The sequence below is a fragment of the Gordonia otitidis genome (genome assembly GCF_020735545.1).
Taxonomy (GTDB): Bacteria; Actinomycetota; Actinomycetes; order Mycobacteriales; family Mycobacteriaceae; genus Gordonia; species Gordonia otitidis.
On record NZ_CP085974.1, the window covers coordinates 598,013 to 623,943 of the forward strand.

Sequence of the window (25,931 nt, forward strand, 5' to 3'; positions counted from 1 at the left end):
CTGAACACTCAACTCGTGTTTCCCAACCCACGGGAAACGACTCCTACACGTCGTCGGCAGGCGTCACACGACGCACTACCTGACGAACACTCACCTTCAACTCGAATGGCTCGTCGGACTCGATGGGGCCTGGTGCACGGATAGGTGACAGGGTTAGTCACGCGGCCTGAGGGGCCTCGTGGTTGATGATGGTCTCGAATTCAATGGGGGTCAATCTGCCGAGGCGGTCCTGTCGTCTGCGGCGGTGGTAGGTCCGTTCGATCCAGTGCACGATGGCGGCCCGGAGCTCGTCTCTGGTGGCCCAGGATCGACGGTCGAGGACGTTGTTCTGTAGCAGCGAGAAGAAGCTCTCCATCGCCGCGTTGTCACCACACGCACCGACCCTGCCCATCGACCCGAGCATGCCGTGCCGGGTGATGGCCTTCTGCATCTTCTTCGAACGAAATTGAGACCCTCTATCGCTGTGCAGAACGCAGCCGGCCACGTCCCCTCGCCTGGCGACAGCGCTGTTCAGGGCGGCCACGGCCAGGCGGGACTTCATTCTCGAGTCGATCGAGTACCCGACGATCCGGCCCGAGTAGACGTCCTTGATCGCGCACAGGTACAGCTTGCCCTCGGCCGTCCAGTGCTCGGTGATGTCGGTCAGCCACAGCTCGTTGGGGCCGGGCGCGGTGAAGTCTCTCTTGACGAGATCGTCGTGTACAGGCGGGCCGGCCTTGCGGTGCTTGCCGCGGCCTCTCTTGCTGATGGTGCTGGTCCAGCCGCCGGCGGAGCAGATCCGCCACGCCGTCCGCCGGCACATCTTCTCGCCTGCGGCTTCGGCCTCGTCGGCGAGGTAGCGGTAGCCGAACTCCGGGTCTTCGCGGTGGGCGTCGAACAGGGCGTTGGCCCGGTACGCCTCGGCGAGCTCGGCGTCGGTGATCGGGTTCTTGCGCCACCGGTAGTAGGGCTGGCGAGCGATCTTGAGTACCCGACACGCCACCGTGACGGGGATGCCGTCAGCGGCCAGCTCACTCACGAGCGGGTACCACCTTTTCCCGGCAGATTCGCTTGGGACAGGTACGCCGCCGCCCGGCGTAAGACCTCGTTCTCCTGTTCAAGCAGGCGCACACGCCGCTTGGCCTCGCGCAGCTCACGCGATTCGGCCGACGTGGTGCCGGGCTTGATCCCGGCCTCCACGTCGGCCTTGCGGATCCACTTGTTCAGGGTCATCGGGTGGATACCGAAGTCGGCAGCGATCTGTTCGAGAGTCACACCGTCTTCACGGTTCTGGGCGACGCGGACAACGTCGTCGCGGAACTCCTGGGGATAGGGCTTGGGCACAGCTGGCATCCTTCCAGGCCGCCCGGCAGGGCAAGCCAGATCAGATGTCACCTACTCGTGCACCAGCCCCATCTGCACGGTGTACGTTCCCGGCTCGTGGATGCATGTCATTCGCTTCGGTCCTCGCGCGGACACGATCACGTGGTCAGTCACGCCGCCCTCGCCTCCTGGACCTGATTGACCCAATCAGCTATCACGAGAACCTGTTGCTCGATGTGTTCGTAATCGCTCTGGTTCGATCCCAGTAGCTCAACTACATGTTCTGGCGAATACATCGTCACGTCGATCACGCGGGCAAGCTTGGTGAAGAAATCCTTGCGTGCCCCTGGCGCTTTCGGGTCTTTCGCTGCTGGTTCCCGTTTCGGAGCGTTGCCCGACTGGTAGCACTTGGCCCACTGCTCGGCGTCGACCTCTAGTTGCACGTCGTCACCGGGTTGGATGCTTGCAGCGTCAGGGACCAGACCGGACTCCGCGCCAGCTTGCCACGCCTTCAGATACCGAGACACTGTTGCGTGCGATACGCCAGCCGCCGTTGCGAACTCACGCGCCGACACCTTGGCTGTCTCATCTGAGACACGCACCCACCGCGCGACGAGTAGCGCATACCGCCAGTCACCGCCGTGACGAATGTGATCCCCGAACGCTTGCGCATCGTCCTCGTAGCTCACGCCGCAGCCCCAGCCATAGCCGCCAACTCGCAACGTCGAATCCGAATCGTCCTCGGCGTCAACCGATCCGCCTGCAAACGGCCCGAGCGATACCAGCGCCGAATCGTCTTCTCAGAGACTTTCGCCTCCTGCGCGGCCTCAGCAACGGTGAGCCAGTCAATGTTCGTCAAAGTGTTGTGCTCCAAAGGGTTTAGGACAGGATCGACCCCTGCCGACTGTGAGGGTTGATCGGTTGCAGGGTCCAACGCCTCGAACAATTAGTGAGGGGACTTGCCGTGCGTTACCGACCCGACGAACACTATCGAGAGGACATGACAGGCCACCCCTGTCAGAGACATTCAGACCGCAGAGGTCCAGCTAGACGGCCCATGGCCGGAGCGCGATTCACACAACTAGAACACCGAACTGCTGGTCGCAGCCCTCTGCATGTTCATCTTGACGTTGCACGAGTTCTCCTTGCCGGAGTAGAACTTCTCCGCACCGAAGTACTCTTAGAGCACCATCACCCGAGAGCGTTACGCACCGCATCCCATTGAGAATCAGCCGCATCCGCATACCGCTGCGTCGTCGTCAAGTTGCTATGTCCCAAGAGCTTGCTGACGGTGTCAATCGGGACACCCTTCTGCACAAGCGAACTTGCCCACGAATGCCGCAAGTCATGGGTCCGCACAGCGCCCACACGCCGCCGATCCTTGCGGCCTTCTGCCCCAACAAACGCCGCATTACCCGCAGCCGTCAGCCCATGCGCGAACGATGTTGGGTTGACCGGCAGACCATTAGTGCCCCGCAGCACGAGGCCGTACAACGGACGCCGCCCACCCTGATACTCAACATCGGGAGGCGTACCAAGTCCGTCAGCATCTAACCGCTCCTGGATGAGATTAGCCAGCCTGTCACTGATCGGCACGGTTCGCGTCTGCCTAGTCTTGGGCGACTTCATCAGATGGTTCCTACGGTCCCATGCCCATCGAATCCGGATCGTCTTCCGGTGAAGGTCTACGTCGTCGTAGTGCAGTCCAACAGCCTCACCCCAACGCGTGCCTGTCCCAACTAGCAACTCGAACGTGAACAGGTACGACTCCGCGAGAACAGCACGTATCGCGTCCAACTCGTCACCCGACAGCCAACGTTCCGGGCTAGGCGGGATCGTTGGCAGGTTCAACGCCGTAGCCTCATTCGTGGACAAGAGACCAGCGTTCATCGCGGCCCGAAGTGACGAACCGAGCACCGTGCACCGAGGACGGAGCCAACGTCGACAGGTCACTGTCAACCCAAGCCTGAACATCGGGCCGACGAATCTGGGACAGCGGCACGTCTCCCCAACGCGGCATGATGTGGTTCTCAATCCTGGACTTGTCCCGAGCGGCTGTCGACTGCTCCACCTTGCGGGAAGGCACCCACCGTTCCGACCACTCGCGCCACGTCAGATCGGACGACGGTTGCCGCCTACGCGCCTCGTCCTCAGCCGCCACAGCCTTACCGAGAGCTTGCTTCTCAGTGGCAAACGATCCCGCGCTCCTACGCTTGCCGTTCTCGTCCCGGTACATCGCCCGGTAGGACTTTGAGCGGTTCCGTTCAGTCCAAGCCATACAGGTAGGGTGCGCTCCCGCATGGCACCGGTCAAGTTGCATGGCAGAGCATGGCAAATTGACCTCATGCGGTGTCCACTCGTGGGTACGACCTGGACCCTGGCTCGAGCTGAATCACGCTCCACCTGCAAGCCTTCTGCGACTTGACCTGCGTCAATCCATCGTGTTAAGTGATCGCTTGAATGGCCTTAAAATCCGCACAGTGTCGGTTCGAGTCCGACTGGGGGCACCCGCCGATAGTTGCGTGGGATCCCGGGGGGCATTTTTGCACCCCTGGATCCCACGCAACGTGGAGTCAGCTCTTCTCCAGCGGCCTTGCAGGATCAGATGTCCACGCGTTCATCGAGCCGTCGTAGACCGCAGCGTCGTCGCGTCCCACCGCCGAGAGCGCGAAAGCGGCCGCGGTGGCTGCGATTCCGCCCCCGCAGTAGGTGACCGGGCGGACACCGGCATCCAGCGCGCCGACGGCGTCGAAGATCTCGCGGAGCGCGGGCACGTCCTTGAGCCTGCCGCGATCGTCGACCAACTCACCGAATGGGACGTTGACGCTCCCCGGAATGTGCCCTCCTGCGAAGGCGTCGCGGTCGAGTGCGTTGATCAGCAACACCGAATCGTCGTCGACGTCGGCGATCACCTCGTCGGTCGACTCGATCCGTTCGGGTCGTCGTCGTGCGGTGAAGTCGGCGGGTGGATAGCCGGATTCACCTCTGTCGATAGGGAAGCCGGCGTCGACCCACGCTTGGAGCCCGCCATCGAGCACGGCTATTTCGTCGAACCCTTCGAGGCCGAAGTGCCACCACAGACGAGTCGCCCAGATACCGTTCTCCGTGTCGTAGACGACAACGCGCGAATCGTCGCCGATGCCGGCATCCCCCACCACCGCGGCGAAGTCGTCGGACGAGACGACTGCGAAGGGCGCTTCACCGTCGGGGTCGGAGAGTGCGACCAATTGATCGATGAATGTAGCGCCCGGTATGTGGCCGGCCAGGTACGACTCGCGTCCGGACTCGATCTGGGGAGCGCCGTCGCCGAATCGAAGATGCACAGTCGCATCGACGATGCGCAGTTTGGGATCGTCGCCGAGTTCACGCAGGTCCGAGGCCGTGATGAGGTGTGGAGTACTCATGGAGTCCACGCTACTGGTCCGTACGCGCGGCGACGTCGGACCGACGAGTCCCTACCCGCGCAGGTTCTCCAACAGTCGCAGCCACACCTCGCTGACCGTCGGGTACGACGGGACGGCGTGCCAGAGCCGGTCGATCGACACCTCTCCGACAACGGCAACCGTCGCCGAATGGACCAGCTCGGCGATGTCGGGGCCGACAAACGTGGCTCCCACCAACACATTTCGTCCACGGTCGATGACCAGCTTCGCGCGGCCGCTGTAGTCCTCGCGTGCGAGCGCCGATCCCGCGACCTCGATGTCGAGCTCCGATGTGACAACGTCGAGCCCGGCGTCGCGGGCGGCGTGTTCGGTCAGACCCACCGACCCGACCTGCGGCTCGGTGAACACGACCTGCGGCACGGCGGCATGATCGGCGGTGGCCGCGTACCGCTCGCCGTCGAGCGAACGTCCCTCAGCGCGTGCGGCGATCACATCACCGGCGACACGCGCCTGGTACTTGCCCATGTGCGTCAGCGGCGCGCGGCCGTTGACGTCACCGACGGCGTAGAGCCAGTCGTGACCCGCGACATTCAGACGATCGTCGACGTCGAGCTTCGCCTTCGGATCGATGCCGAGAGACTCGAATCCGACGTCGACGGTGCGGGGCCGTCGACCAGCGGCTACCAGGATCTCGTCGACCTCGAGCCTGTCGACGACGTCGCCGTCACCGTTGGCGAGGTCGACCGCCGCGGGCCCTCCGTGAATCCGTCCGTAGCCGGTGTCGTCGACGCCGGGGCGTGCCACCGACGCGAACGTGGTGCCGTATCGAATGTCGACGCCACGGTCGCGCAGTCCCGCAGAGACACGCTCTCCGACATACGGTTCCATCGACGGCAGCAGCGCTTTCCCGCGGACCACCATCGTCACCTCGCTGCCGAGCTCGGCCAGCCAGGTCGCGGCCTCGCAGGCCACCACCCCACCGCCGAGCACAGCGATCCGTGGCGGGACCTCAACGAGGTTCGTCGCATCGCGTGACGTCCAGGGTGCGGCATCGGCGAGTCCGGGGATGGGCGGAATCGACGCCTCACTACCCGTTGCCACGACGACGGCCTCGCCAGCCCGCAGGCGCCGGCCGGCCACCTCGACCTCCCGCTCACCGACAAGACGCCCCTCACCTCGTACGACGTCGATTCCGGCTCCGCACGCCCATTCCACCTGAGATGAATCGTCGCGGTTCTCGGTGAACGAGTCCCGCCAGGCGAAAAGTCTCGCGGAGTCGGGCTGATCGTCGACCACACGGGGCCGCGAGCCGGGCAGCCCAGTCGCCGTGTCGAGCGCAGCGCCCGCACCCAGCAGCGCCTTACTCGGCATGCAGACCCAGTACGAACATTCACCTCCGACGAGTTGACTCTCGATGAGTACCGCGCGGCGAGAACTTCCGCGGATCGCATAGTCGGCGGCGTTCTCGCCCGCTGGTCCAGCGCCGATCACGATGACGTCGTAACTGTCCGAATCTGCCATGAAATCCACGGTAGACGCGGATCGCATGTAACGGAGTCGATGCGCAAACCGACCACTTAGACATCGGGGACCACAGACGGCAGGAGCCACATGCCCATCCCACCCCATTCACCGAGTAGTGATCCGCGCGATCAGTGGACTGTCTACGACGACGCTCCGACGGCCGCCGAGCCGACGCCGACCGCTGCCCGGGCTCGTGGACCACGGCGTATTCGACGCCGCCTGATCGGCGTCGGAACGGTACTGACGCTGACCGCAGCACTACTCGGCCTCGGGACACTGGTCGGCAAGGACAATCGGGCGTCGGCCATGGTCGGTCATCCCGAGGTCCTGCGCGAGGGATGCATTTGGGATTCGTCGGGCAATTACGTGCAGAACTGCAAGGTCTGGTCGGAGTCCCAGCACAAGTTCGTCATCGTCCAGATACGCGCATCCAACGGCAGTGCGAAGGGGGTGTACCTGCTCGACGGCATGCGTGCGCGTGACGACCGCTCGGCGTGGACCACCGACGTCCAGGCTGCGAAGGTCTACGACGGCAGGAGCGACACCACGCTCGTCATGCCCGCGGGCGGGGCGTCGTCGTTCTACACCGACTGGGACGGCGGAGCGGGCGACAAGAAGGTCACGATCAAGCAGGAGACGTTTCTGACCCAGGAACTGCCCGACTACCTCGCCACCAACTTCGGTGTCAGTAAATCCGACAATGCGATCGTCGGCCTCTCGATGTCGGCGGGGCCTGCGGTGACCCTCGCCGAGCGGCACCCGGAACAGTTCAAGGTCGTGCAGGCGATGTCGGGGTACTACCAGACCGACAACCCGATCGGCGCGCTCGGCGTACTCGCAACTCAGACGCTGGTGTCGAATTACACCAACGGCATCGTCAACATGTGGGGTGTCCCCGGCAGCGCCCGATGGACGGCGAACGACCCTTCGAAGAACATCGACAAGCTCAAGCAGAACGGCCAGACGTTGATCATCTCGTCGGGCAACGGGTTCCCGAGTCCTACCGACATGGCAAAGCTCTCGCAGTCGGATCTGATCAACGCGGTGGCGCTGGAGATTCTGTCGGCGGTCTCGACGGTGCTGCTGCAGCTACAGCTGGCGCAGAGCGGTGTGTCGGTGATCTCGCTGCCCAACTACGGGGTGCACAACTGGGCCAACTGGGACCGGGGGCTCGGAGCGGGCAAAGACGACGTCCTCGCCGCGCTCAACAAGACTCCCGCAGTGACCGCGAAGACCCAACTCGTCAGCGCCGCGGGATCGCCGGAACCCGACGGCGTCGCGAAGGCCACCGCGGCCGCGCGCGTCGCCGCGGCTGCACCAGTGGAGACACCCGCGGTACTCGCCGCACTCTCCGGAAGCACTCAGGAGTCGACGACACCATCGGCATCAGAGTCCGCGGAATCGGCGACTTCTGCTACCGAATCGACGACGCCGGGCACCTCGTCGGTGACGACGACCACCACGACGCAGAATCCGTGGTCGTCGGTTGCTCCGTCGCCGTCCGCCGACTCGACCACCTCCACGTCGACGCCAGACGCGCCGACGACCACCACGACGACGACACCCGTCCCGACGCCGTGACGGTAACGCTGGGCGTCGAGGGGCCGAAGTAACATCTCGAAGGTCAACAGCGCGATCTGACATTTCCAGGGGGGAAATCGCATGCGGTCGAAGTTGGTGGGGTTTGTCTGTGCACTGTGTCTGCTGCTGCCGGCGGTCTGGTTCGGATCGGCGACCGCGACAGCCGACACCGGCGTCACGGTGCTGACGGTCGGACCGAACCCGAACGTGGTGTCGGCACCGATGTCGAGTGAGTTGCAGGGAGTCATGTGCAAGGCGCCCAACACCTGCAAGTCGGTGTCGTACAAGACGTCGGGTCTACTGAGCTCCGTCGTCGACAGCGGCGTGTCGGCACTGTCGACGGCGATTGCCGCCACCCCGGGCAAGAAGGCCGTCATGGGTTTCTCGCAGGGTGCGCTCGTCGCGTCCGAATGGCTCAAACGCAATGCGGGGAGCGCGGGTTCGCCTGCGGCCTCCGACATGTACTTCGTCCTGTTCGGCAACCCTCAGCACCCGCTCAACGGACGCAACACGCTGCAGAAGACCGGCACCCCGACGCCCTACACGAAGTACACGACCATCGACATCAGCCGAGAGTACGACGGCATGTCCGACTACCCGAACGACGTGGGGAACACGCTCGCAGTGGTCAACGCGCAGGACGGGTACACGTCGATACATCCGAACTACACCGCTGTCGACGTCAACGCCTCGTCGAATCTCGTCACGCGGAAGGGCAACTACACGTTCGTGCTCGTCCCGACGCAGTATCTGCCCCGGTATGAACGTATGCGCAACATGGGACTCGGTTGGCTGGCAGATCAGGGCAACAGCACATGGAAGCCGGTCGTCGACAGAGGTTATGACCGCAGCGGTTACGCGAAGCTCGGGGACACCAGGGTGCTGCCGATCGGCTGAATGATCTACTCGACGTATGACGCCGTCCTCGACACCGCTGGTTCTCGCCGCAGATCAGGGCGCGGTAGCCCTACTGACGTTGGCCATCGCCGTCTACTCCGCGGCGATCCTGATCTGTATCGGCGTGGGTATCAATGCGATCAGTCGCGGGCGGCGTCGACTCGCGATCGTGATGGCCTGCTGCGTCGGGGTCCTGGTGATCGCCGGGGTCGTCGTCGCGGTCATGAGCAGCATCCACTGACGTCCACCTCCTCGACGCTCGGCATACGCACGAAAGCTCGGCGGCATTCACAGTGCGGGTTTAGACTTCGGCGGTTACGCTCTGCCGCGGGGGACGCGCCCGGACACCTCACGGCACCATCCATCCACCAGGAGTGTGTATGTCGGAGATGCCTTTTGGCGGTCTGAGTCGTCGGGAGTTCCTGTCGAGAGTGGCCGCAGTCGGCGGCGGCGCGCTGCTCACGTCGTGGGCCGCACCGATCATCGACAAGGCATATGCCCAGGCAGATCCGGCCGGCACCGGTTCACTCGACGACATCGAGCACATCGTGTTGTTCATGCAGGAGAACCGTAGCTTCGACCACTATTTCGGCACCTACTCCGGTGTGCGTGGCTTCGGCGAGTCGACGCCCCTGTGGCGACAGCACGGATGGGCACCGGGCGTCGGGCCGACGAAGTCGGGATACACGATGCCCTTCCGCCTCGACACCGAGAACGACGCCAATCTCGACGGCGGTTGCATCAACGACCCCGACCACTCGTGGGCAGGACTGCACAAGGCGTGGAACGACGGGCGCAACGACGGCTGGCTTCCGATGTCGATCGAATCGGTCGGTCCCGCCAACGCGCCGGCACTCATGGGCTACTACGAGCGCGACGACATCCCGATCCACCGCACTCTCGCCGAGGCATTCACGATCTGCGACGCCTACCACTGCTCCGTTCTCGGCCCCACCGACCCCAACCGGCTCTACTGGATGAGCGCGACGCTCGACCCGGAGGGCGCACACGGGGGACCACTACTCGAAACACCCACGCTGATACCAAAGTTCGCCTACAGCTGGCGCACGATGCCGGAGAACCTCAGCGACGCGGGGGTGAGCTGGAAGATCTACAACAACAAGGATCTCGGCCCCGTGTCGTCGGTCGTCCTCGACGGCATGATGGGCTGCTTCAAGCAGGCACAGGATCCCAATTCGGAGCTGGCCCGACGCGGTATCGCACCCACCTACCCCAACGACTTTCGCGCCGACGTCGCAGCGAACCGGCTGCCCAAGGTGTCATGGGTCGTCCCGCCCGCCATGGAATGCGAGCACCCCGCTCTGCCCGCCGCTCTCGGCGCGGTGGGCATCGTGCAACTCCTCGACATCCTCACGTCCAATCCCGCCGTGTGGGAGAAGACCGCCCTGATCATCAGCTACGACGAGAACGGCGGCTTCTTCGACCACGTCGTCCCGCCGACAGCACCGCCCGGCACCAAGGGCGAGTACGTCAGCGTGCCGAACATCAACAAGGTCTCGTCGTCGAAGGGCATCCGCGGTCCAATCGGGCTCGGCTACCGCGTGCCGTGCTTCGTGATCTCGCCGTACAGCCGTGGTGGGCTCGTTGCGCGCGAGACGTTCGACCATACGTCACAGCTGAAGCTCATCGAGAAGCGATTCGGGGTGGACGTTCCGAATCTGACCGCGTGGCGCAGACAGACCGTCGGCGACATGACGACGGTGTTCGATTTCGCACACCGTCCCAACTCGGCACGACCGCGGCTCGGGGACCCCAATCCCAAGGCGCAGAACGCGCTTGTCAGATGCGGTCCAAACATCGCCGCCGGTACAGCCGGGTACGGCAAGCCCTATCCGGTGCCGCCCAATCGTATGCCGCGCCAGCAGCCGGGCACACGCAGGTCACCGAGCGGCGTCGTCTGAGCCCGTTCAGGCGGCTGCCGGCAGGCGACCGCCGAGAACCGCTGCAACGGTGCGCGCGAAGACAAGTGCCCATACGACGAGGAGTACCGCGAACAGCACGACGGCTGCACCACGAAACATAGTGGACTGCAACGCGGTTCCCAGAGCAGCCAGTCCCGTCACACAGGTGCCGATCGGGAACGTGAAGCTCCACCACGTGAGGGCGAACGGCATCGAACGACGCACGTTGTGCACCGTGACGGCGGTCGCGAGCACGAACATCCCCGCACCCAAACCGGTGGCGGCGAGACCGTAACAGACGCCGACGTCGATCAGACCCATGCCGATCACATGCTGACCGGTGCGCCCGGCCAACGCGTTGTCGGCATGGGCAGCAAGAGAATTGGCCGCCGTGACGGACTGGCCGATCACACCCAGCGTGATCCACATCGTCGGTGCGGCACTCCCGGTCGGCACACCTCCGCGCATCAGCCGACCATAGATGAGCGTCAGTGTGAAGATCCCGAGGAACAGGCTCAGCCCGAACAGCATGTAACACAGCGCGAGGAAGCCGAGCCGCCATTGGCCGGCCGGGACGTGGTCGACGAGCAGCGCTCCCGTCGTCGCCGACACCATCGGTGGCACAACGGGCATCAGCCAGGCAGGGAGCGCGACGAGATCCGTGCGTCGATGATGACGCGTCATCATCAGATACGGCACCCCGATCGCCGTGCCGAGGCCCGTCAGGGTTCCGACCGACCACAGCACGGCGTCGACGGTAACCGCCGTCCCGGACCCGAGGGGCGACGATCCGACGGTGATCGTGCCCGCCCCGACGGTCAACAGCGCCATCGGGATGGCCCCGTAGAACTGCACCATGACCGGGTCCATCGCGTAGTGACGCGCGTGTACGGGATGCCGGAGCCAATGGGCGGCGAATGCCACGGAGACCAATACGAGCAGCACCACCGCCAGCAACCAGATCGCGGTCGCCAGCACTTGGACCGTCTGCAGCTGTCCGGCAACACTGATCGCCGACGTCGCGACTATCCCGGTGCCCATCACCGTCGCGAACCAGTTGGGGGTGATGTGCGCGAAGGCGTCGCCGATCCGACGCCCCGCCGACGACGTGTCGACTCGAATGTCGCGAGCACGCTGGCGGTCGAGGATCTCGGTCATCCTCTGAGCATGGGCCGTGACGCACACCGCCGGAAGATGGCTCGAAATTGTGGGGTCACAAGGCTCACTTGTGACTAGAGATGCAGGCCCCGATCCAGACAGCGCCCACTCGACAACACACAGCGCCCACTCGGCAACAGGCAGCGCCCAGTCGGCAGCACACAGCGCCCACTCGACCGGTAGGTGGTCGAGTGGGCGCTGTGTTCAGCCCGTTGTGCGGTCAGTCGACGGACATCTCCCCCAGCTCCGACCATCCGTCGGCGTCGACCGTCGTGTTGATGATCTCGGGAGTGGCGACGAGGAACTGCGGCAGGTCGGCCGTCGCCTTCTTGAAGTGATCGCTCGACACGTGCGCGACGGCGGCATCGTCGTCGAATGCCTCGATCAGGACGTACTCGTTCGGGTCGTCGAGGCTGCGTGACCACGCGAACCACTTGTTTCCCGGTTCCGACCTGGTGGCTTCGGTGAACTCGGCGACCAGCTCGGGCCACTGGTCTGCATATTCGGGTTTGATCTGCCATTTGGCGACGATGTGGATCATGCACCAAGACTAGGTCGACCACACGACAAGGCGGAATGGCCGCGACGTCTTATTGTGAGAACCGCTTCGACAGCACGTACCGGGAGGCGAGTCACCTCACCTGAATGGTCCGGGCGTAACTTTGGTCACACAGCACCACAGGAGGAGAAGCGATGCGCGAGATCACCACGTTCTACATCGACGGCCAGTGGGTGGAACCCGCTGAACTCACTCTCATCGATGTCATCAACCCTGCGACGGAAAAGCCCGCAGGACATGTGGCGTTGGGCACCGCCGCCGATGTCGACGCCGCGGTCGCCGCGGCCCGACGCGCATTCGCGACGTGGGGTCGCACTTCGGTCGACGAGAGGGTCGCGGTCCTCACCGCGATCATCGACGAGTATCAGAAGCGTGCCGACGAACTGGCCGACGCCGTGACCGAGGAGATGGGTGCCCCGTCCGGGTTGGCACGCGCCGCCCAGGTACCGATCGGCCTCGGACACCTCATGACCGCCGCGGCATCACTGCCTGAGTACCGCTTCGCGGAGGACCGTAGGACCTCACGGATCGTCAAGGAGCCCATCGGCGTGTGCGGCTTCATCACCCCGTGGAACTGGCCGCTCAACCAGGTGATGTGCAAGGTCGCCCCCGCGCTCGCAACCGGCTGCACGATGGTGCTCAAGCCGTCGGAGGTGGCCCCGTTCTCTGCCGCGATCGTCGCCGAGATCTTCGACGCCGCAGGCGTTCCGGCAGGCGTGTTCAACCTCGTGAACGGTGATGGCCCGGGTGTCGGTTCGGCCTTGGCTGCACATCCCGACGTCGACATGATCTCGTTCACCGGCAGCACGCGCGCGGGCATAGAGGTGGCACGAACCGCTGCGCCGACGGTCAAGCGAGTGGCGCAGGAACTCGGGGGCAAGAGCCCCAACATCATTCTCGACGACGACGATCTGGCGAAGAACGTCGCCGGCGGTGTGGCAACGGTGATGACCAACTCGGGACAGTCGTGCAACGCCCCCACCCGCATGCTGGTACCCAACGCGCGTCTCGACGACGTGATCGAGGCCGTGAAGTCGGTCGAACCCTCGCTGACCGTGGGTGATCCGACCGGCAAGGTGCGTCTCGGCCCGGTGGTCTCCGAGCCGCAGTTCGAGAAGATCCAGGGACTCATCGAGCGCGCTATCGACGACGGCGCGACACCGGTCATCGGCGGACCCGGTAGGCCCGACGATCTGCCCAGCGGCTACTACGTACGACCGACTGTGTTCTCCGGTGTCACCAACGACATGGAGATCGCGCGCACCGAGGTGTTCGGGCCGGTGCTCGTCATCATCGGGTACGACGACATCGACGAAGCACTCGAGATCGCCAACGACACCGAGTACGGACTTGCGGGATACGTGTCCGGCAAGGACCTCGACGAGGTGCGCCGAATCGGCGAACGGATCAGGGCGGGATCGATCTCACTCAACGGCGCGCAACTCGACCCGTCGGCGCCGTTCGGCGGCTACAAGCAGAGCGGTAACGGCCGCGAGTGGAGCGATTATGCCTTCGACGAGTTCCTCGAGGTGAAGTCGTTGCTCGGCTACGAGTCCTAGATGTATGAGGCCTAGACGTCGGACGTCCGGATGGGTGATACCCGGCACGGCCACCCATCCGGATGCACTGCGGCCAACGAAGAATCGGTGACAGTCGTACCAGGTCGACCACGCAAGGAGCTCCGATGACCGTTGCCCGTGACATCGCCGACGTGATCGAACGTCATGTGCGCGGCGAGATTCCCGTGCACCTCACGGCGTGGGACGGCAGTGTCGCCGGCCCCGACGACGCGCCGCACGTCGCGATCTACAGCGCCGATGCGCTACGCCGACTGGTGTGGCATCCCGGCGAACTCGGCGCAGCACAGGCGTACGTCACTGGCGAACTCGAAGTGCTCGACGACCTCGACGACGCGCTCACCCATGTGTGGGGCGTCGCGCGCGAACGCCATCTCGCCGGCATCCGACCGTCACCGCGAATCGTGGTCGACGCCGCGAGGTTGGCCTTGCGCTACAGGCTGCTCGGCCTTCCCAAGGCTCCACCAGCAACGCAAGCACGTGTGCGGGGACGTCTGCACTCCCGCGCCCGCGACAGAGCCGCGATCAGTCACCACTACGATCTCTCGAACGAGTTCTACGAACTGATCCTCGACGACCACATGGCGTATTCGAGCGCCTACTGGACCTCAGACGATCCCGACTACACGCTTGCCGATGCCCAGGCCGACAAGCTCGACCGGGTGTGCCGCAAAGTGGGACTCGATACCCGACCCGGACAACGGTTCCTGGATATCGGCTGTGGCTGGGGTTCGCTGTCGCTCTACGCCGCAGAACATTTCGACGCCGAGGTGGTCGGTGTCACCATCTCGCGCGAGCAGAAGGCGTTCATCGACGAACGCGTCGCACAGCGCGGGCTCGCCGACCGCGTCGAAATCCGCGTGCAGGACTACCGTGAGATCCCCGACCGTCCCTTCGACGCCGTGGCATCACTCGAGATGGGTGAGCACGTCGGTGAACAGAACTATGCAACCTACGCACAGGTGTTGCACGACAAGGTCGTTCCCGGCGGCATGGTGTGCGTGCAGCAGATGTCACGACCGGAGGGCAAACACCCGGGAGGCGGCCCGTTCATCGAGTCGTTCATCGCTCCCGACATGTACATGCGGCCGGTCGAACGCACGATGCAGTACCTGACCGACGCGGGACTTCGAGTCGACGACGTCGAGGAGATGGCGGAGCACTACGTACGCACCGTCGACGTCTGGTACGACACATTCGAGAAGAACTGGGCGCGTGCCGTCGATCTGGTCGGCGACGAGATGGCCCGGGTATGGCGGCTCTACCTGGTCGGTGGGCGCATGGCGTTCCGTGACGGACGCATGGGCGTCGAACAGATCACTGCCACACGGCCGCTCACGTAGCGGGCACGTGCGCGTCGAGCCAGGAGACGACCGTGGTCAGCACCTTCTCCTGCTCGGGCTCGTTGAAGATCTCGTGGTAGAGGTCGTCGAAGATGACGAGGGTCTTGTCGTCTGAGCCTGCGAGCCGCTCGACCATCTCACTGCCCGCGGGGTTGGTCAGTCGATCGGCTGAACCGTGCATGACCAGCAGTGGGAGGCGCAGCGACCCCACCCGGTCGGGGAAGCTCTGCATGGTCGACAGCATCTCCGCACCGAGTCTGGCGGGAATTCTCGCGCGCGTGACCATCGGATCCGACTGGTATGCCTCGACGACGGCGGGATCACGCGAAACCGCCGTCGAATCGAGAGCGATCGTCGGCAGCCACGGGGCAACCTTGCCGAGGATCTGCGAGACCGCGATGACCGGGCCGGGCATGTCGTCGCCGGGCATCACGGCGGCGCCGGAGAGTACGAGTCCGTCGAGCATGTCCTGATGATCGAGTGCGTAGTCGAGCGCGATACATCCGCCCATGCTGTGCCCGAGCAGGTAGGTGGGCAACCCGTCGATCGCGGTTTGTGTGATGACGGTGTCGAGGTCGTCACTGAACTGCTTGAATGACTTGATACGCAGCCGTTTTCCGCCCGATCTGCCGTGGCCGAGGTGATCGGGGATCGCCACTGCGTATCCGGCGCTGGTGAACTTCTCGGCGACGTGCGCGTATCGACCGCCGTGCTCGCCGAGCCCGTGGGCGATCACGACGAGAGCGCGCGGTTCCGCGGGGGTGAGGGTCGTGTAGAAGATCTGTTCGCCGTGCTTGCCGGAGAAGGTGCGCTCCTCCGTCGTGACGCCGGGCGTGCCGTCTGCGCTGTCAGCCATTGCGCCATTATTGCGCACCGGGCCGCTCGAACGACGACGATCACCACGGTTGATGACCGGGCGTTGGCGCCTCGGTCAGATCAGACTCTCCGACGCCGCCCACAATCCGTCGATGAGGTCGCGGCGCCGTGCCTGTCTGTTCTCTCTCCCGTTGGGCTTGAAGCGATCGAAGTACACACCGTTGATAGTCGGATCGGCACCACGCCGGGCCAGTTCGATGAGCGGTTGCGCGCCCTGCTCCGGTGTGATGGTGCCAACCCGCTTGAGTGGTGTGCGGTAGAACAACCCGATGAATGCCGAGTCTCTCCCGAAGCTGGACGCGACCACTCCGGGATGCACAGCGGCAGAGACTATCCCGTCCCCACGCCACCGCTCGGCGATACCGCGGGTGAACATGATGTTCTCCAGTTTGCTCGTTCCGTAACAGCGCAACTCGAATGGTCGTCTGCGTTCGTAGTCGAGGTCGGTGAGATCGACACTGCCTGCGAGATTCCCAAAGCTCGATGTGTTGACCACCAGGGCACCGCCGTCGGCGGCAAGGCGATCCTTCAACAGCGTGGTGAGCAGAAAGCCGGAGAGGTGGTTGATCTGGAAATTCGGCTCATGGCCGTCGGCGGTGCGCTGCGATGGCGAAAAGGTTCCGCCTGCGTTGTTCAGGAGAACGTCGATCGATGCCGTGTGACTGGCGATCTCGTCTGCCAGCTTCCGGACGTCGTCGAGGCGCGAGTAGTCGGCGGTGAACCATGTCGCGCCTGCCTCTTCGGCCACAGCCTCGGTCTTCTCACGGGACCTGCCGACCACGATCAGGTCGGCATCGTCACCCGCGAGTTCCCTCGCCGCCACCGCGCCGATCCCGTCGCTCGCACCGGTGATCACGATCGTCGGTTTGTCTGCCACTGAGCCCCCTCGTCGGTCGCCGCGCGCGGCGTGAACACATGCACTCAGGTCTACACGTTGCTGCCGAATACGCGGAGTGGCCACGGTCGTCGGTCGAGGGTTCCTACACTCCGATCATGACCACACCACAGCTGCGCACCGTCGTCTCCGACATGTCGTTCACGGAATGCCCACGATGGCACGACGGCCGGCTGTGGTTCGTCGATTTCTACACACATGCCGTCTATTCGGTGAAGGAAGACGGCTCTGAGCTCCGTAGAGAGCTCGAGGTTCCCGCGCAGCCATCCGGGTTGGGCTGGCTTCCCGACGGCAGGCTGCTCGTCGTGTCGATGAAGGATCGTACGATCCTTCGGCTCGAAGACGATGGATCGGTTGTCGTGCACGCCGATGTCAGTGAGCACGTCACCGGCCATCCGAACGACATGGTCGTCGACGGCGAGGGCCGCGCTTGGCTGGGCAACTTCGGTTTCGACCTCATGGCAGGCGCCGACATCGAACCTGCGTCACTGCTCCGTATCGACCCGGACGGCACCGTCACGTCCGTCGCGTCGGGACTCTACTTTCCGAACGGTAGCGTGGTGACACCAGACGGTACGACGCTGATCGTCGACGAGACTTTCGGAAATCGCATCAGTGCGTTCACGATTCATGCTGACGGCTCGCTCGGAGAGCGTCGGGACTGGGCGCGGTTCGGCGACCAGCCGTCGTCTCCCTCCCTTGCCGACGCCTTGGGCATGGCCGTCGTCGCCCCCGACGGATGCGGGCTCGACGCACAGGGGTGCCTCTGGGTCGCCGACGCTGTCGGTTCTCGTGTCATCCGAGTGCGGGAGGGCGGCGAGATCGTCGACGAGATTGCTCTCGGCACAGGCGCATACGCGTGCATGCTCGGCGGAAGCGCCGACGACACCTTGTTCATCAGTTGCGCGCCGGATTTCGACGAGCACGCACGATCTGCAGCACGAGAGGCCACCATCCGTGCGGTTCGGGTAGCCGTGGGTCACGCGGGACGCCCGTGACCTGCTCACTCTCTCCAGAAACCCGCTTCTTCGAGAAGTTCGACGGCGCGGTGTCCGCCGCGGAAGAAGTGACCTTCGATGAGCGTGCGGACGATGCCGGGTGAGCGATCACGCAGGGCGTCGAGGATCTCGCGGTGGTCGCGCAGTGAGGAGGCGACCGCGTCGGGGTGGGAGTCGAAGAAGTTCGGCGGGATCGCGCGGCTGAGCAGTCGCAACTCGGCGATGAGCCGACGCGACCTGGACGCCTTGTTGATCATGCGGTGAAATGCAGAGTTCAACCGCTCCATCTCGAGGAGGTCGTCGGTCGCCTCCATCTGCGCCGCCAGAGCGTCGAGGTCGGCGAAGTCATCGTCGGAGAGGTTTGCCGCGGCACGTTCGGCTGCGAGGCCGGAGATGACCCCGAGCATCCAATAGTGGTCGCGGATGTCTTCCCGCGAGAGGTCGGCGACATAAGCTCCGCGCCGCGGGATGGTCTCGATGATGCCCTCGCCAGCGAGTGCGATGAGCGCCTCCCGCACCGGGAGCTTGCTCATCCCCAAGCGCTCCGCCAGCGCATCCTGGTCGACCTTCGACCCAGGCCGCAACTCTCCCGCGAAGACGAGGCTGCGGATCTCGCGCGCTGCGGATTCCTTGCGCACCGACGCCACGGCGTCGGACCCGGTGTCGATCTTCTCGTGAGGCTTGACAGTCACCGGTCGATGGTAGCGCGTCGTCAGTTACCTCTGCCCAGCAATTAATATCATTTCCGCAGCACTTAACAGGACAAAGGGGGTTCTACGCTGCTTCTATGTTCACACCCCTGGTGTCGTCCGCGTGTTTTTGATATTTTCCAGACATGACCGCTGCAGCAGCACACGATCACCGACCAGCCGTCGACGCCGAGGATTTCGCACAGATCCATCAGCTGGTCCACGACTTCATCCGCACCAAGGTGGTGCCCCGTGAAGCCGAGATCATGCAGACCAACGAGATTCCTTCCGACCTGCGAGCGCAGGCGGCCGAGATGGGCCTGTTCGGCTACGCGATCCCGCAGGTATGGGGCGGGCTGGGCCTCGATTTGACCCAGGACGTCGAACTGGCGATGGAGTTCGGTTACACCAGTCTCGCCCTACGGTCGATGTTCGGGACCAACAACGGCATCGCCGGGCAGGTGCTCGTCAACTTCGGCACCGACGAGCAGAAGAAGCAGTGGCTCGAAGGCATCGCCTCGGGTGAGGTTGTCGCATCCTTCGCACTCACCGAACCAGGTGCTGGCTCCAACCCTGCGGGACTGCGCACCAAGGCGGTGCGCGACGGTGACGAGTGGGTCATCGACGGACAGAAACGCTTCATCACCAACGCCCCCATCGCCGACCTGTTCGTTGTTTTCGCACGCACCCGTCCGGCAGACGAATCCGGCACCGGCATAGCGGTGTTCCTCGTTCCCGCAGACACTCCAGGCATCGAGGTGGGGCCGAAGGATTCCAAAATGGGCCAGGAGGGCGCCTGGACCGCCGACGTCACGTTCGACGGCGTGCGCGTGCCGGCGTCGGCGCTCGTCGGCGGCGACGAGGAGAAGGGCTACAAAGCCGCCATGACCTCGCTGGCGCGCGGTCGCGTCCACATCGCCGCCCTGTCGGTCGGCCAGGCACAACGTGCGCTCGACGAATCAGTGGCTTACGCAGCCAGTGCCACCCAGGGCGGAAAGCCCATCGGCACCTTCCAACTGGTCCAGGCGATGCTCGCCGACCAGCAGACGGGCGTGATGGCCGGACGCGCGTTGGTGCGCGACGCCGCCGCCAAGTACGTCTCCGGCGAAGATCGGCGCACCGCGCCGTCGGCGGCGAAACTCTTCTGCACAGAGATGGTCGGTAAGGTCGCCGATCTCGCCGTGCAGATCCATGGCGGCACAGGCTACATGCGCGAGGTACCCGTGGAGCGCATCTATCGCGATGTGCGGTTGCTGCGTCTCTACGAGGGAACCAGCGAGATCCAACGACTCATCATCGGCGGCAACCTCATTCGCGCAGCGTCGACACACAGCTGATACTCCACTTCCCCGATCGAGAGAGAGAATTCCACGCCCATGCCCGGACCACTCCTGCACAACCAGACCGCCGTGATCACCGGCGCCGCACAGGGAATCGGATTCGCCATCGCGCAACTGTTCGTCGACGAAGGCGCTCGCGTCGTCATCGGCGACGTCAACGCCGAGGCCGCCGAGAAGGCCGCCGTCGAACTCGGCGGCACCGAGCGTGCCATCGGGGTGCGATGCGACGTCACCGTCAGCGACGACGTCGACGCGCTATTGGGAGCTGCCGCAGACGCATTCGGTCCCGTGGATGTGATGGTGAACAACGCGGGCATCACCCGCGATGCCACGATGCGAAACATGACCGAGGAGCAGTTCGACCAGGTCATCAACGTGCACCTGAAGGGGACCTGGAACGGCACCCGAAAGGCCGCGGCCATCATGCGTGAACGCAAGTCCGGTGCGATCGTGAATCTGTCGTCACTGTCGGGCAAGGTCGGCATGGTCGGGCAGACCAACTACTCGGCAGCCAAAGCAGGCGTCGTCGGCATGACGAAAGCGGCCGCGAAAGAGATGGCACACCATGGTGTTCGGGTCAACGCCATCCAGCCCGGGCTCATCCGCTCGGCGATGACCGAGGCCATGCCACAGAAGGCCTGGGATCAGAAGATGGCCGAGATCCCCATGGGCCGTGCAGGCGAAGTCAGCGAAGTCGCCACCGTCGCGCTGTTTCTCGCCAGCCATCTGTCGTCGTACATGACAGGGACGGTCATGGAGGTCACCGGCGGGCGATTCATGTGACCACAGCGGAGACTCAGACCGGGTCTGACACCCGTCGACCACTTCACGGTGTGCGTGTGGTCGAGATCTCGAGCTTTGTCGCCTCGCCGCTGTGCGGGCTCACTCTGGCCCAGTTGGGCGCCGAGGTGATCCGTGTCGATCCGATCGGCGGCGCTGCGGACGTCAACCGATGGCCGCTCACCGACGACGGCAGCACCTCCATCTACTGGACGGGACTCAACAAGGGCAAGAAGTCGGTCACCGCTGATCTGCGCTCAGCCGAGGGACAATCAATGGTGAGGAGTCTGATCACCGAGTCCGGACCCGGCGGCGGCATTCTCGTCACCAACTCGGGCGGTCGGGAGTGGATGAGTCACGAGGCGCTGAAGCAGGTTCGCCCCGATGTGATCACGCTGGAACTACTCGGCGGCTCCGACGGCTCTCCCGCCGTCGACTACACGGTGAATGCCGAACTCGGTTTCCCCCTGATCACCGGGCCGGTCGACCACGCCGGTCCGGTCAATCACGTCCTGCCGGCGTGGGATGTGATCTGCGGGTTGTACGCGGCTCTCGCGATCACCTCCGCCGTGCGTCGACGTGAACTGACCGGAGTCGGCAGCCGAATACGATTGCCGCTCGAGGACACAGCGCTCTCGATCGCCAGCACCCTCGGATATCTCACCGAGCCGCAGGTGAATTCGCGCTCTCGTGAGGCCACCGGCAACGACGTCTACGGAACCTATGGCACCGACGTGTCGACCGCCGACGGCGACCGGTTCATGATCGTTGCACTGACGCCCCGCCATTTCCGCGATCTCGTACAGCTCACCGACACAGGCGAGGCGATCGGCTCCCTCGAGCGTGCGCTCGACGTCGACTTCTCCCTCGAAGCCGACCGCTTCGCTCATCGCAGTGTGCTGAATGCGCTGTTCGGCAAGTGGTTTGCCGAGCGCTCCACCGATGAGGTTGCTTCCGTGCTCGCCGCCTCGTCGGTACTGTCCGGGCGCTACCGCACGTTCGACGAGGTGGTGGCGTCCGGTGCGCTCGAAGCGAATCCCTTGTTCGCCGAGCTCGACCAGCCCGGTATCGGGCGATACCTCGCCGCCGGCCTACCCGCGACGTTCGACGGCGAGCAGTACTTCGTGGGGCCTGCGCCACAGCTGGGCGTGCATACGCCGGTCACCCACACATCGGGTGTCGGATCGGACTGAGTCCCGTTCAGGTACCGGACCTATGGTCCCCAATCGGCTGCCTGCACTGCGCGTCACCGCCCCGGCGAACAACACACTTCCTATTGTGGGGCCATGCAGATGGCCCGAGACGATTTCACGGAACTCAGCCCCGGCGAGCGTTTCTACCGGCACGGGTTACGCCGGATGACCGGACGAGACATCCGTGAGCACCATCGCACCGCGAGCGTGCTGGAGTTGTTCTTCGATCTCACCTTCGTCAGCGCTTTCGGTGTCGCCGGCGCACAGCTAGCGCACGGTATCGCCGAAGGCCACACCGGCTCTGCTGTCATCGCGTTCGTCATCGCGATGCTCGCAATTCTGTGGGCGTGGGTGGGATACACGTGGTTCGCGACCTCGTTTGACAACGACGACTGGTTGTTCCGCGTCCTCACCTTGCTGCAGATGGCCGGCGTCATCGTCGTGGCCATCGGTATCCCAGATCTATTCGCCTCGGTCGAGCACCACGACGAGTTCGACGTCGGAGTCATGGTCACCGGCTACGTCATCATGCGGGTCGGCGTCGTCGCGTTGTGGTTGCGGGCCGCGTACGACGACCCAGCAGCACGCAGCCTCGCCACGACAAATGCCCTGACCGTCGGGCTTGCCCAGATCGGCTGGGTGATCTGGGTTCTGACACCGATGTCGTTCACCACCGCCATGATCTGGCTCGTGATCATCTGGCTCGTCGACCTCGGTGGACCGATCGTGGCCGAGTTCAAGGGGCGTCGTCACGGGTCGGGGTTCCCGTGGCACGCACACCACATCGCCGAGCGCTACGGGCTCCTCGCGATCATTGCGATCGGCGAGTCGATCACCGGCACACTTTCTGCCGCACAGATGATTTCCGCCGCGCAAGGCTGGACGGTGGAGTCGGTGCTCGCCATCGCGGTGGGCGTACTGATCTCGTTTTCCCTCTGGTGGACATACTTCATCCTGCCGTCCGGCCCCGTCCTGGATGTGCAGCGCGACAAGGTGATTCCGTGGACGTATCTGCACCTGATCCTCTTCGCGGCCATCGCTGCCGTCGGGGCGGGGCTGCACGTCATCGGATACGCGTTCGACGAGCACTATCATGTCACCACCTTTGCAGCGATCTCGGCGATCGCCGTCCCGGTACTGGTCTTCATGGCCGTGGTCTTCATACTGCTGTGGTGGTTACTCGGCACCCCTCCACGCAATCCCGGTCACGTGATCACCTTCGCCATGCCGGTGGTCGCGATGGTCGCAGCGGCCAATGGAGCACCACTGTGGGCGTGCCTGCTGATCGTGCTGATCTCTCCGCTCTCGGTGATCGTGTTCTACGAGACGTTCGAGCACCGCGGACTTGCCCGAGGGCTCGATCGCGTGATCGAGGGTGGGGCCTGAGGAGCCCCCCGCGCACCTTCCGAGACAACCAAGACGCTTCGGGTTTCGAAATCAAGCAGGCTCCGGACGGCGGAAGCGGAGGCGCTTGGGGCAGTCTCAAGGGAGTCCTCCCCTTCTGAGAATCGCCGCAGATTCAGAGAACCTTGTTGGCGTTCACGACGAAACCCTCCGCGCTGCGCGGAGGGTTTCGTGTGAGTTCGGCTATGTCGACCTCTCGGCCCTCAGCCGACCAATAGCTCCTCTTCACCTCGAATATCGGCCGGGAGATTCTCTAGCGCATCACCGAGTCCCAGGTGCTGTCGGAGAGTCGTGCCCTCGTACTCGCGACGGAAAAGTCCTCGCCGCTGGAGTTCAGGCACCACGTAGTCGACGAAGTCGTTGAACGTCCCCGGTGTCTGTGCACTGGACACGATGAAACCGTCGGCTTCTCCGCCGCTGAACGATTCCTCGATCTGGTCAGCGACGTCACTGGCGGTACCTACGAATTGCGGCAACAGCACTCCTTGGGCGTACAGCTTGCCGATATCCCGCAGCGTCAGATTGTCGCGTTCACTGAGCCTACGCGCCACTTCGAAGAGTCCTTGGGTACCGGTCACCTGGACGTCCTCGATAGGTGCGTCGAGGTCGTAGCGCGAGAAATCATGGTCCGTGTGCACTGACAACGTGATCAATCCTGAAATCGGATCAGCGAGTTCGTTGTGGAAAGCTTGCTTCTCTCGAGCGATCGACTCGGTCTCACCCACGAAGGGGATGAACGACGGAAAGATCTTCACATGATCGGGATCGCGACCGAAGTCCACGACCCTGGACTTCACGTCGTCGTAGTAGGCGCGCCGGCCCTCCGGGGTCGGATCGATCTCGAAGATCGCTTCTGCCCAGCGAGCAGCGAAGTTTCTACCCGTCTCCGACGACCCGGCCTGGATCAGCACTGGCCGATGCTGCGGTGAACGCGGCTGGTTGAGCGGGCCTCGCGTGCGGTAGTACTCACCGTCATGGTCGACGGGGTGGATCTTCGTCGGATCGGCCCATACCCCGGAAGCACGGTCGGCGGTCACAGCGTCGGCATCCCAGCTCGACCACAGCTTGATGGCCGTCGAAACGAACTCTTCGGCCCGCGCGTACCGCTCCTCATGGTCGACGTGCACATCGTGGCCGAAGTTTCGCGCCTCCGCCTGCGTTAGCGAGGTCACGATGTTCCAAGCGATGCGACCACGGGTCAGGTGATCGAGTGAGCCGAAGATGCGGGCCAGTTCGTAGGGATGGAAGTATGTGGCGGATTTGGTGACCGCGATCCCAAGCCTAGTGGTAACCGCAGCCAATGACGCTGCGACCAAACTCGGATCGATTGTCGCGGCGGCCTGCGTCCCGCGGCGGAACGGTTCGGACTGATCGCCACCGAAGCGATCTGGGGCAGCCAACAGATCGGCGAAAAAGGCGAAGTCGAACTTGCCGCGCTCGAGGATTCGCCCGACGCGGTGGTAGTGGTCCGGACCGAAATAGTCTGTCTCCGAACCGGGATGCCGCCACGCCGCGTGCGAGTGGGTGACCGGGGAGGCGATCAGGAAGCCGCCGAGATGCAACTGTCGGGTCATTGATGAGTCCTTATGTGTCGATGCCGGATGACCAAACCAGTGAACGCGGACGGTGCCCGCTCGGCCCAGGTTTGGGATCGGCATGATCGGATCGGCCACTCAGCGCCCTAGCCGTCTTCACCGGCGACTGCCGTGGCGGCGGCTGCTGGATCCGTGTGAACGCGGTATTCGTAGCTGCTCGGGACCCGCCATTCGGACACGCGCGAAAAATCAGCCGAGCTTTCGGAAGGACTACGCGGGAAGAGGTTCGGCGAGATAGTGCTGGATGGCCGGGGCGACGGTGTGCACGATCTGGTCCCTGTTGTAGTCGGCCAGTGGTGGCACCTGCGCGAGGTTGCGTGCGATGACGATGCCGAGCATGTGCGCTCCGGCCAGCAGTATCCGTACGACGATGTCGTCAGGCACGTCTCGATCTGTCGGCATATGGCTGGTCACCTTCGACATGAGCATGTCGCGCAACAGTTCTGCCGCTCGCTCGGTGGTCAGAGCAGTCCGCAACATAGCGCCCATCATCGGGCCGGTGTCGGGGTCCTCCCAGATATCGAGATAGGCCGATGCGAACCGCTCGCCGAGGCCCTCGACATCGCCGTCGAACACACCGGACATGCGATCTCCGATGACGGTGCGGTCGGCGATGGTGGCGCTGAACAGTCCCTGTTTGTCGGTGAAGAAGTGACGGATGAGCGCCGGGTCAACACCGGCCTGTGCGGCGATGGCTCTCATCGACGCACCGTCGTAGCCGCGTGCGGCGAACAGTTCCCGGGCTGCGTCGAGGATGGCGTCGCGGTTGGCTCCGTCGCCTGCGGGGCGTCCGGGGCGCCGCTTCTCGGAGGCGGATGCCGTGTCGTGCATAGCGGCAAGGGTAGCGCCTGGCGTCCAATATGTCCTCAGCTGTGGAATTATCTCTACGAATGTGGAACCATCGCGGGTAGCACC

Annotated in this window: 25 protein-coding genes; 11 read left to right on the plus strand and 14 right to left on the minus strand. The window is 64.2% G+C overall.

Annotated elements, in window-relative coordinates; genetic code table 11:
• Positions 1–157: 157 nt before the first annotated feature.
• From LK459_RS02655 to LK459_RS02685, 7 genes are all read right to left on the minus strand, one after another.
• Positions 158–1,323, minus strand: a protein-coding gene (locus tag LK459_RS02655) for an IS3 family transposase (protein ID WP_085948641.1) whose coding sequence is annotated in 2 segments (ribosomal slippage) — positions 158–1,036 and positions 1,039–1,323 — 1,164 coding nt in all. Because the reading frame shifts where the segments join, the coding sequence is not laid out codon by codon here.
• Between the two features lie 149 nt (positions 1,324–1,472).
• Positions 1,473–1,991 carry a hypothetical protein gene (locus LK459_RS02660; RefSeq protein WP_227921616.1) on the minus strand — a complete coding sequence of 173 codons (519 nt, stop codon included), beginning with the start codon at positions 1,989–1,991 and terminating at the stop codon, positions 1,473–1,475.
• A complete protein-coding gene (locus LK459_RS02665) occupies positions 1,988–2,248 on the minus strand; it encodes a helix-turn-helix domain-containing protein (RefSeq protein ID WP_322590807.1) in 261 nt (86 codons plus the stop codon). Before LK459_RS02665 ends, LK459_RS02660 begins: the two co-directional genes overlap by 4 nt.
• 245 nt (positions 2,249–2,493) lie before the next feature.
• A complete protein-coding gene (locus LK459_RS02670) occupies positions 2,494–3,276 on the minus strand; it encodes a tyrosine-type recombinase/integrase (RefSeq protein WP_322590808.1) in 783 nt (260 codons plus the stop codon).
• Complete coding sequence (locus LK459_RS02675) at positions 3,164–3,622, minus strand: N-terminal phage integrase SAM-like domain-containing protein (RefSeq protein WP_322590809.1); 459 nt, start codon at positions 3,620–3,622, stop codon at positions 3,164–3,166. The genes LK459_RS02670 and LK459_RS02675 overlap by 113 nt, the downstream gene beginning before the upstream one ends.
• A gap of 253 nt (positions 3,623–3,875) precedes the next feature.
• A complete protein-coding gene (locus LK459_RS02680) occupies positions 3,876–4,706 on the minus strand; it encodes a sulfurtransferase (protein WP_227921618.1) in 831 nt (276 codons plus the stop codon).
• 51 nt (positions 4,707–4,757) lie between these two features.
• Positions 4,758–6,206 (minus strand): dihydrolipoyl dehydrogenase family protein, encoded by a 1,449-nt coding sequence (locus tag LK459_RS02685; protein ID WP_227921624.1) that lies wholly within the window; start codon positions 6,204–6,206, stop codon positions 4,758–4,760.
• A gap of 90 nt (positions 6,207–6,296) precedes the next feature.
• On the opposite strand from LK459_RS02685, the gene LK459_RS02690 reads away from it, so the two are divergent.
• The 4 genes from LK459_RS02690 to LK459_RS02705 all read left to right on the plus strand — a co-directional run bounded on the left by LK459_RS02690 (position 6,297) and on the right by LK459_RS02705 (position 10,609).
• Positions 6,297–7,790, plus strand: a complete 1,494-nt coding sequence (locus LK459_RS02690; protein WP_227921626.1) for an alpha/beta hydrolase — start codon at positions 6,297–6,299, stop codon at positions 7,788–7,790.
• A gap of 81 nt (positions 7,791–7,871) precedes the next feature.
• Positions 7,872–8,687, plus strand: coding sequence for a PE-PPE domain-containing protein (locus LK459_RS02695; RefSeq protein ID WP_227921628.1), 816 nt, complete (start codon positions 7,872–7,874; stop codon positions 8,685–8,687).
• A 16-nt stretch (positions 8,688–8,703) separates the two neighbouring features.
• Positions 8,704–8,928: a hypothetical protein gene (locus tag LK459_RS02700; RefSeq protein WP_227921629.1), complete on the plus strand. Its 225-nt coding sequence runs from the start codon at positions 8,704–8,706 to the stop codon at positions 8,926–8,928.
• Between the two features lie 139 nt (positions 8,929–9,067).
• The gene (locus LK459_RS02705; protein ID WP_227921631.1) at positions 9,068–10,609 is read left to right on the plus strand and encodes a phospholipase C; all 1,542 of its coding nucleotides are present in this window, start codon (positions 9,068–9,070) and stop codon (positions 10,607–10,609) included.
• Positions 10,610–10,615: 6 nt separating this feature from the next.
• Here the strand turns inward: LK459_RS02705 and LK459_RS02710 are convergent, their stop codons facing one another.
• Together LK459_RS02710 and LK459_RS02715 are read right to left on the minus strand one after the other, a co-directional pair.
• Positions 10,616–11,767 carry a TDT family transporter gene (locus tag LK459_RS02710; RefSeq protein WP_227921633.1) on the minus strand — a complete coding sequence of 384 codons (1,152 nt, stop codon included), beginning with the start codon at positions 11,765–11,767 and terminating at the stop codon, positions 10,616–10,618.
• A gap of 220 nt (positions 11,768–11,987) precedes the next feature.
• Complete coding sequence (locus tag LK459_RS02715; protein ID WP_007237276.1) at positions 11,988–12,308, minus strand: putative quinol monooxygenase; 321 nt, start codon at positions 12,306–12,308, stop codon at positions 11,988–11,990.
• A gap of 152 nt (positions 12,309–12,460) precedes the next feature.
• Between LK459_RS02715 and LK459_RS02720 the strand changes: the two genes are divergently transcribed.
• Positions 12,461–13,885: an aldehyde dehydrogenase family protein gene (locus LK459_RS02720; protein WP_227921634.1), complete on the plus strand. Its 1,425-nt coding sequence runs from the start codon at positions 12,461–12,463 to the stop codon at positions 13,883–13,885.
• Between the two features lie 125 nt (positions 13,886–14,010).
• Positions 14,011–15,246 (plus strand): SAM-dependent methyltransferase, encoded by a 1,236-nt coding sequence (locus tag LK459_RS02725; RefSeq protein ID WP_227921636.1) that lies wholly within the window; start codon positions 14,011–14,013, stop codon positions 15,244–15,246.
• Here LK459_RS02725 and LK459_RS02730 read toward each other — a convergent pair.
• The gene (locus LK459_RS02730; RefSeq protein ID WP_007237273.1) at positions 15,239–16,102 is read right to left on the minus strand and encodes an alpha/beta hydrolase; all 864 of its coding nucleotides are present in this window, start codon (positions 16,100–16,102) and stop codon (positions 15,239–15,241) included. The genes LK459_RS02725 and LK459_RS02730 overlap by 8 nt on opposite strands.
• A 75-nt stretch (positions 16,103–16,177) precedes the next feature.
• Complete coding sequence (locus tag LK459_RS02735) at positions 16,178–16,999, minus strand: SDR family NAD(P)-dependent oxidoreductase (RefSeq protein ID WP_227921638.1); 822 nt, start codon at positions 16,997–16,999, stop codon at positions 16,178–16,180.
• 116 nt (positions 17,000–17,115) lie between these two features.
• Here LK459_RS02735 and LK459_RS02740 point away from each other — a divergent pair, with 116 nt between their 5' ends.
• Positions 17,116–18,015, plus strand: coding sequence for an SMP-30/gluconolactonase/LRE family protein (locus LK459_RS02740; RefSeq protein WP_227921640.1), 900 nt, complete (start codon positions 17,116–17,118; stop codon positions 18,013–18,015).
• 5 nt (positions 18,016–18,020) lie between these two features.
• Here LK459_RS02740 and LK459_RS02745 read toward each other — a convergent pair whose 3' ends face one another.
• Positions 18,021–18,707 (minus strand): GntR family transcriptional regulator, encoded by a 687-nt coding sequence (locus tag LK459_RS02745; RefSeq protein WP_227921642.1) that lies wholly within the window; start codon positions 18,705–18,707, stop codon positions 18,021–18,023.
• Between the two features lie 143 nt (positions 18,708–18,850).
• Between LK459_RS02745 and LK459_RS02750 the strand changes: the two genes are divergently transcribed.
• The 4 genes from LK459_RS02750 to LK459_RS02765 all read left to right on the plus strand — a co-directional run bounded on the left by LK459_RS02750 (position 18,851) and on the right by LK459_RS02765 (position 23,403).
• Positions 18,851–20,041, plus strand: a complete 1,191-nt coding sequence (locus LK459_RS02750; RefSeq protein ID WP_227921644.1) for an acyl-CoA dehydrogenase family protein — start codon at positions 18,851–18,853, stop codon at positions 20,039–20,041.
• A 39-nt stretch (positions 20,042–20,080) separates the two neighbouring features.
• On the plus strand, positions 20,081–20,827 hold the full coding sequence (fabG, locus tag LK459_RS02755) for a 3-oxoacyl-ACP reductase FabG (RefSeq protein WP_007237268.1): 747 nt from the start codon (positions 20,081–20,083) through the stop codon (positions 20,825–20,827).
• A 56-nt stretch (positions 20,828–20,883) separates the two neighbouring features.
• The gene (locus LK459_RS02760) at positions 20,884–22,017 is read left to right on the plus strand and encodes a CoA transferase (protein ID WP_227921646.1); all 1,134 of its coding nucleotides are present in this window, start codon (positions 20,884–20,886) and stop codon (positions 22,015–22,017) included.
• A 93-nt stretch (positions 22,018–22,110) separates the two neighbouring features.
• Positions 22,111–23,403 (plus strand): low temperature requirement protein A, encoded by a 1,293-nt coding sequence (locus tag LK459_RS02765; protein ID WP_227921648.1) that lies wholly within the window; start codon positions 22,111–22,113, stop codon positions 23,401–23,403.
• A gap of 221 nt (positions 23,404–23,624) precedes the next feature.
• Here the strand turns inward: LK459_RS02765 and LK459_RS02770 are convergent, their stop codons facing one another.
• On the minus strand, positions 23,625–24,995 hold the full coding sequence (locus LK459_RS02770; protein WP_227921649.1) for an LLM class flavin-dependent oxidoreductase: 1,371 nt from the start codon (positions 24,993–24,995) through the stop codon (positions 23,625–23,627).
• 231 nt (positions 24,996–25,226) lie between these two features.
• Positions 25,227–25,847: a TetR/AcrR family transcriptional regulator gene (locus LK459_RS02775; RefSeq protein WP_227921650.1), complete on the minus strand. Its 621-nt coding sequence runs from the start codon at positions 25,845–25,847 to the stop codon at positions 25,227–25,229.
• Positions 25,848–25,931: the final 84 nt, after the last annotated feature.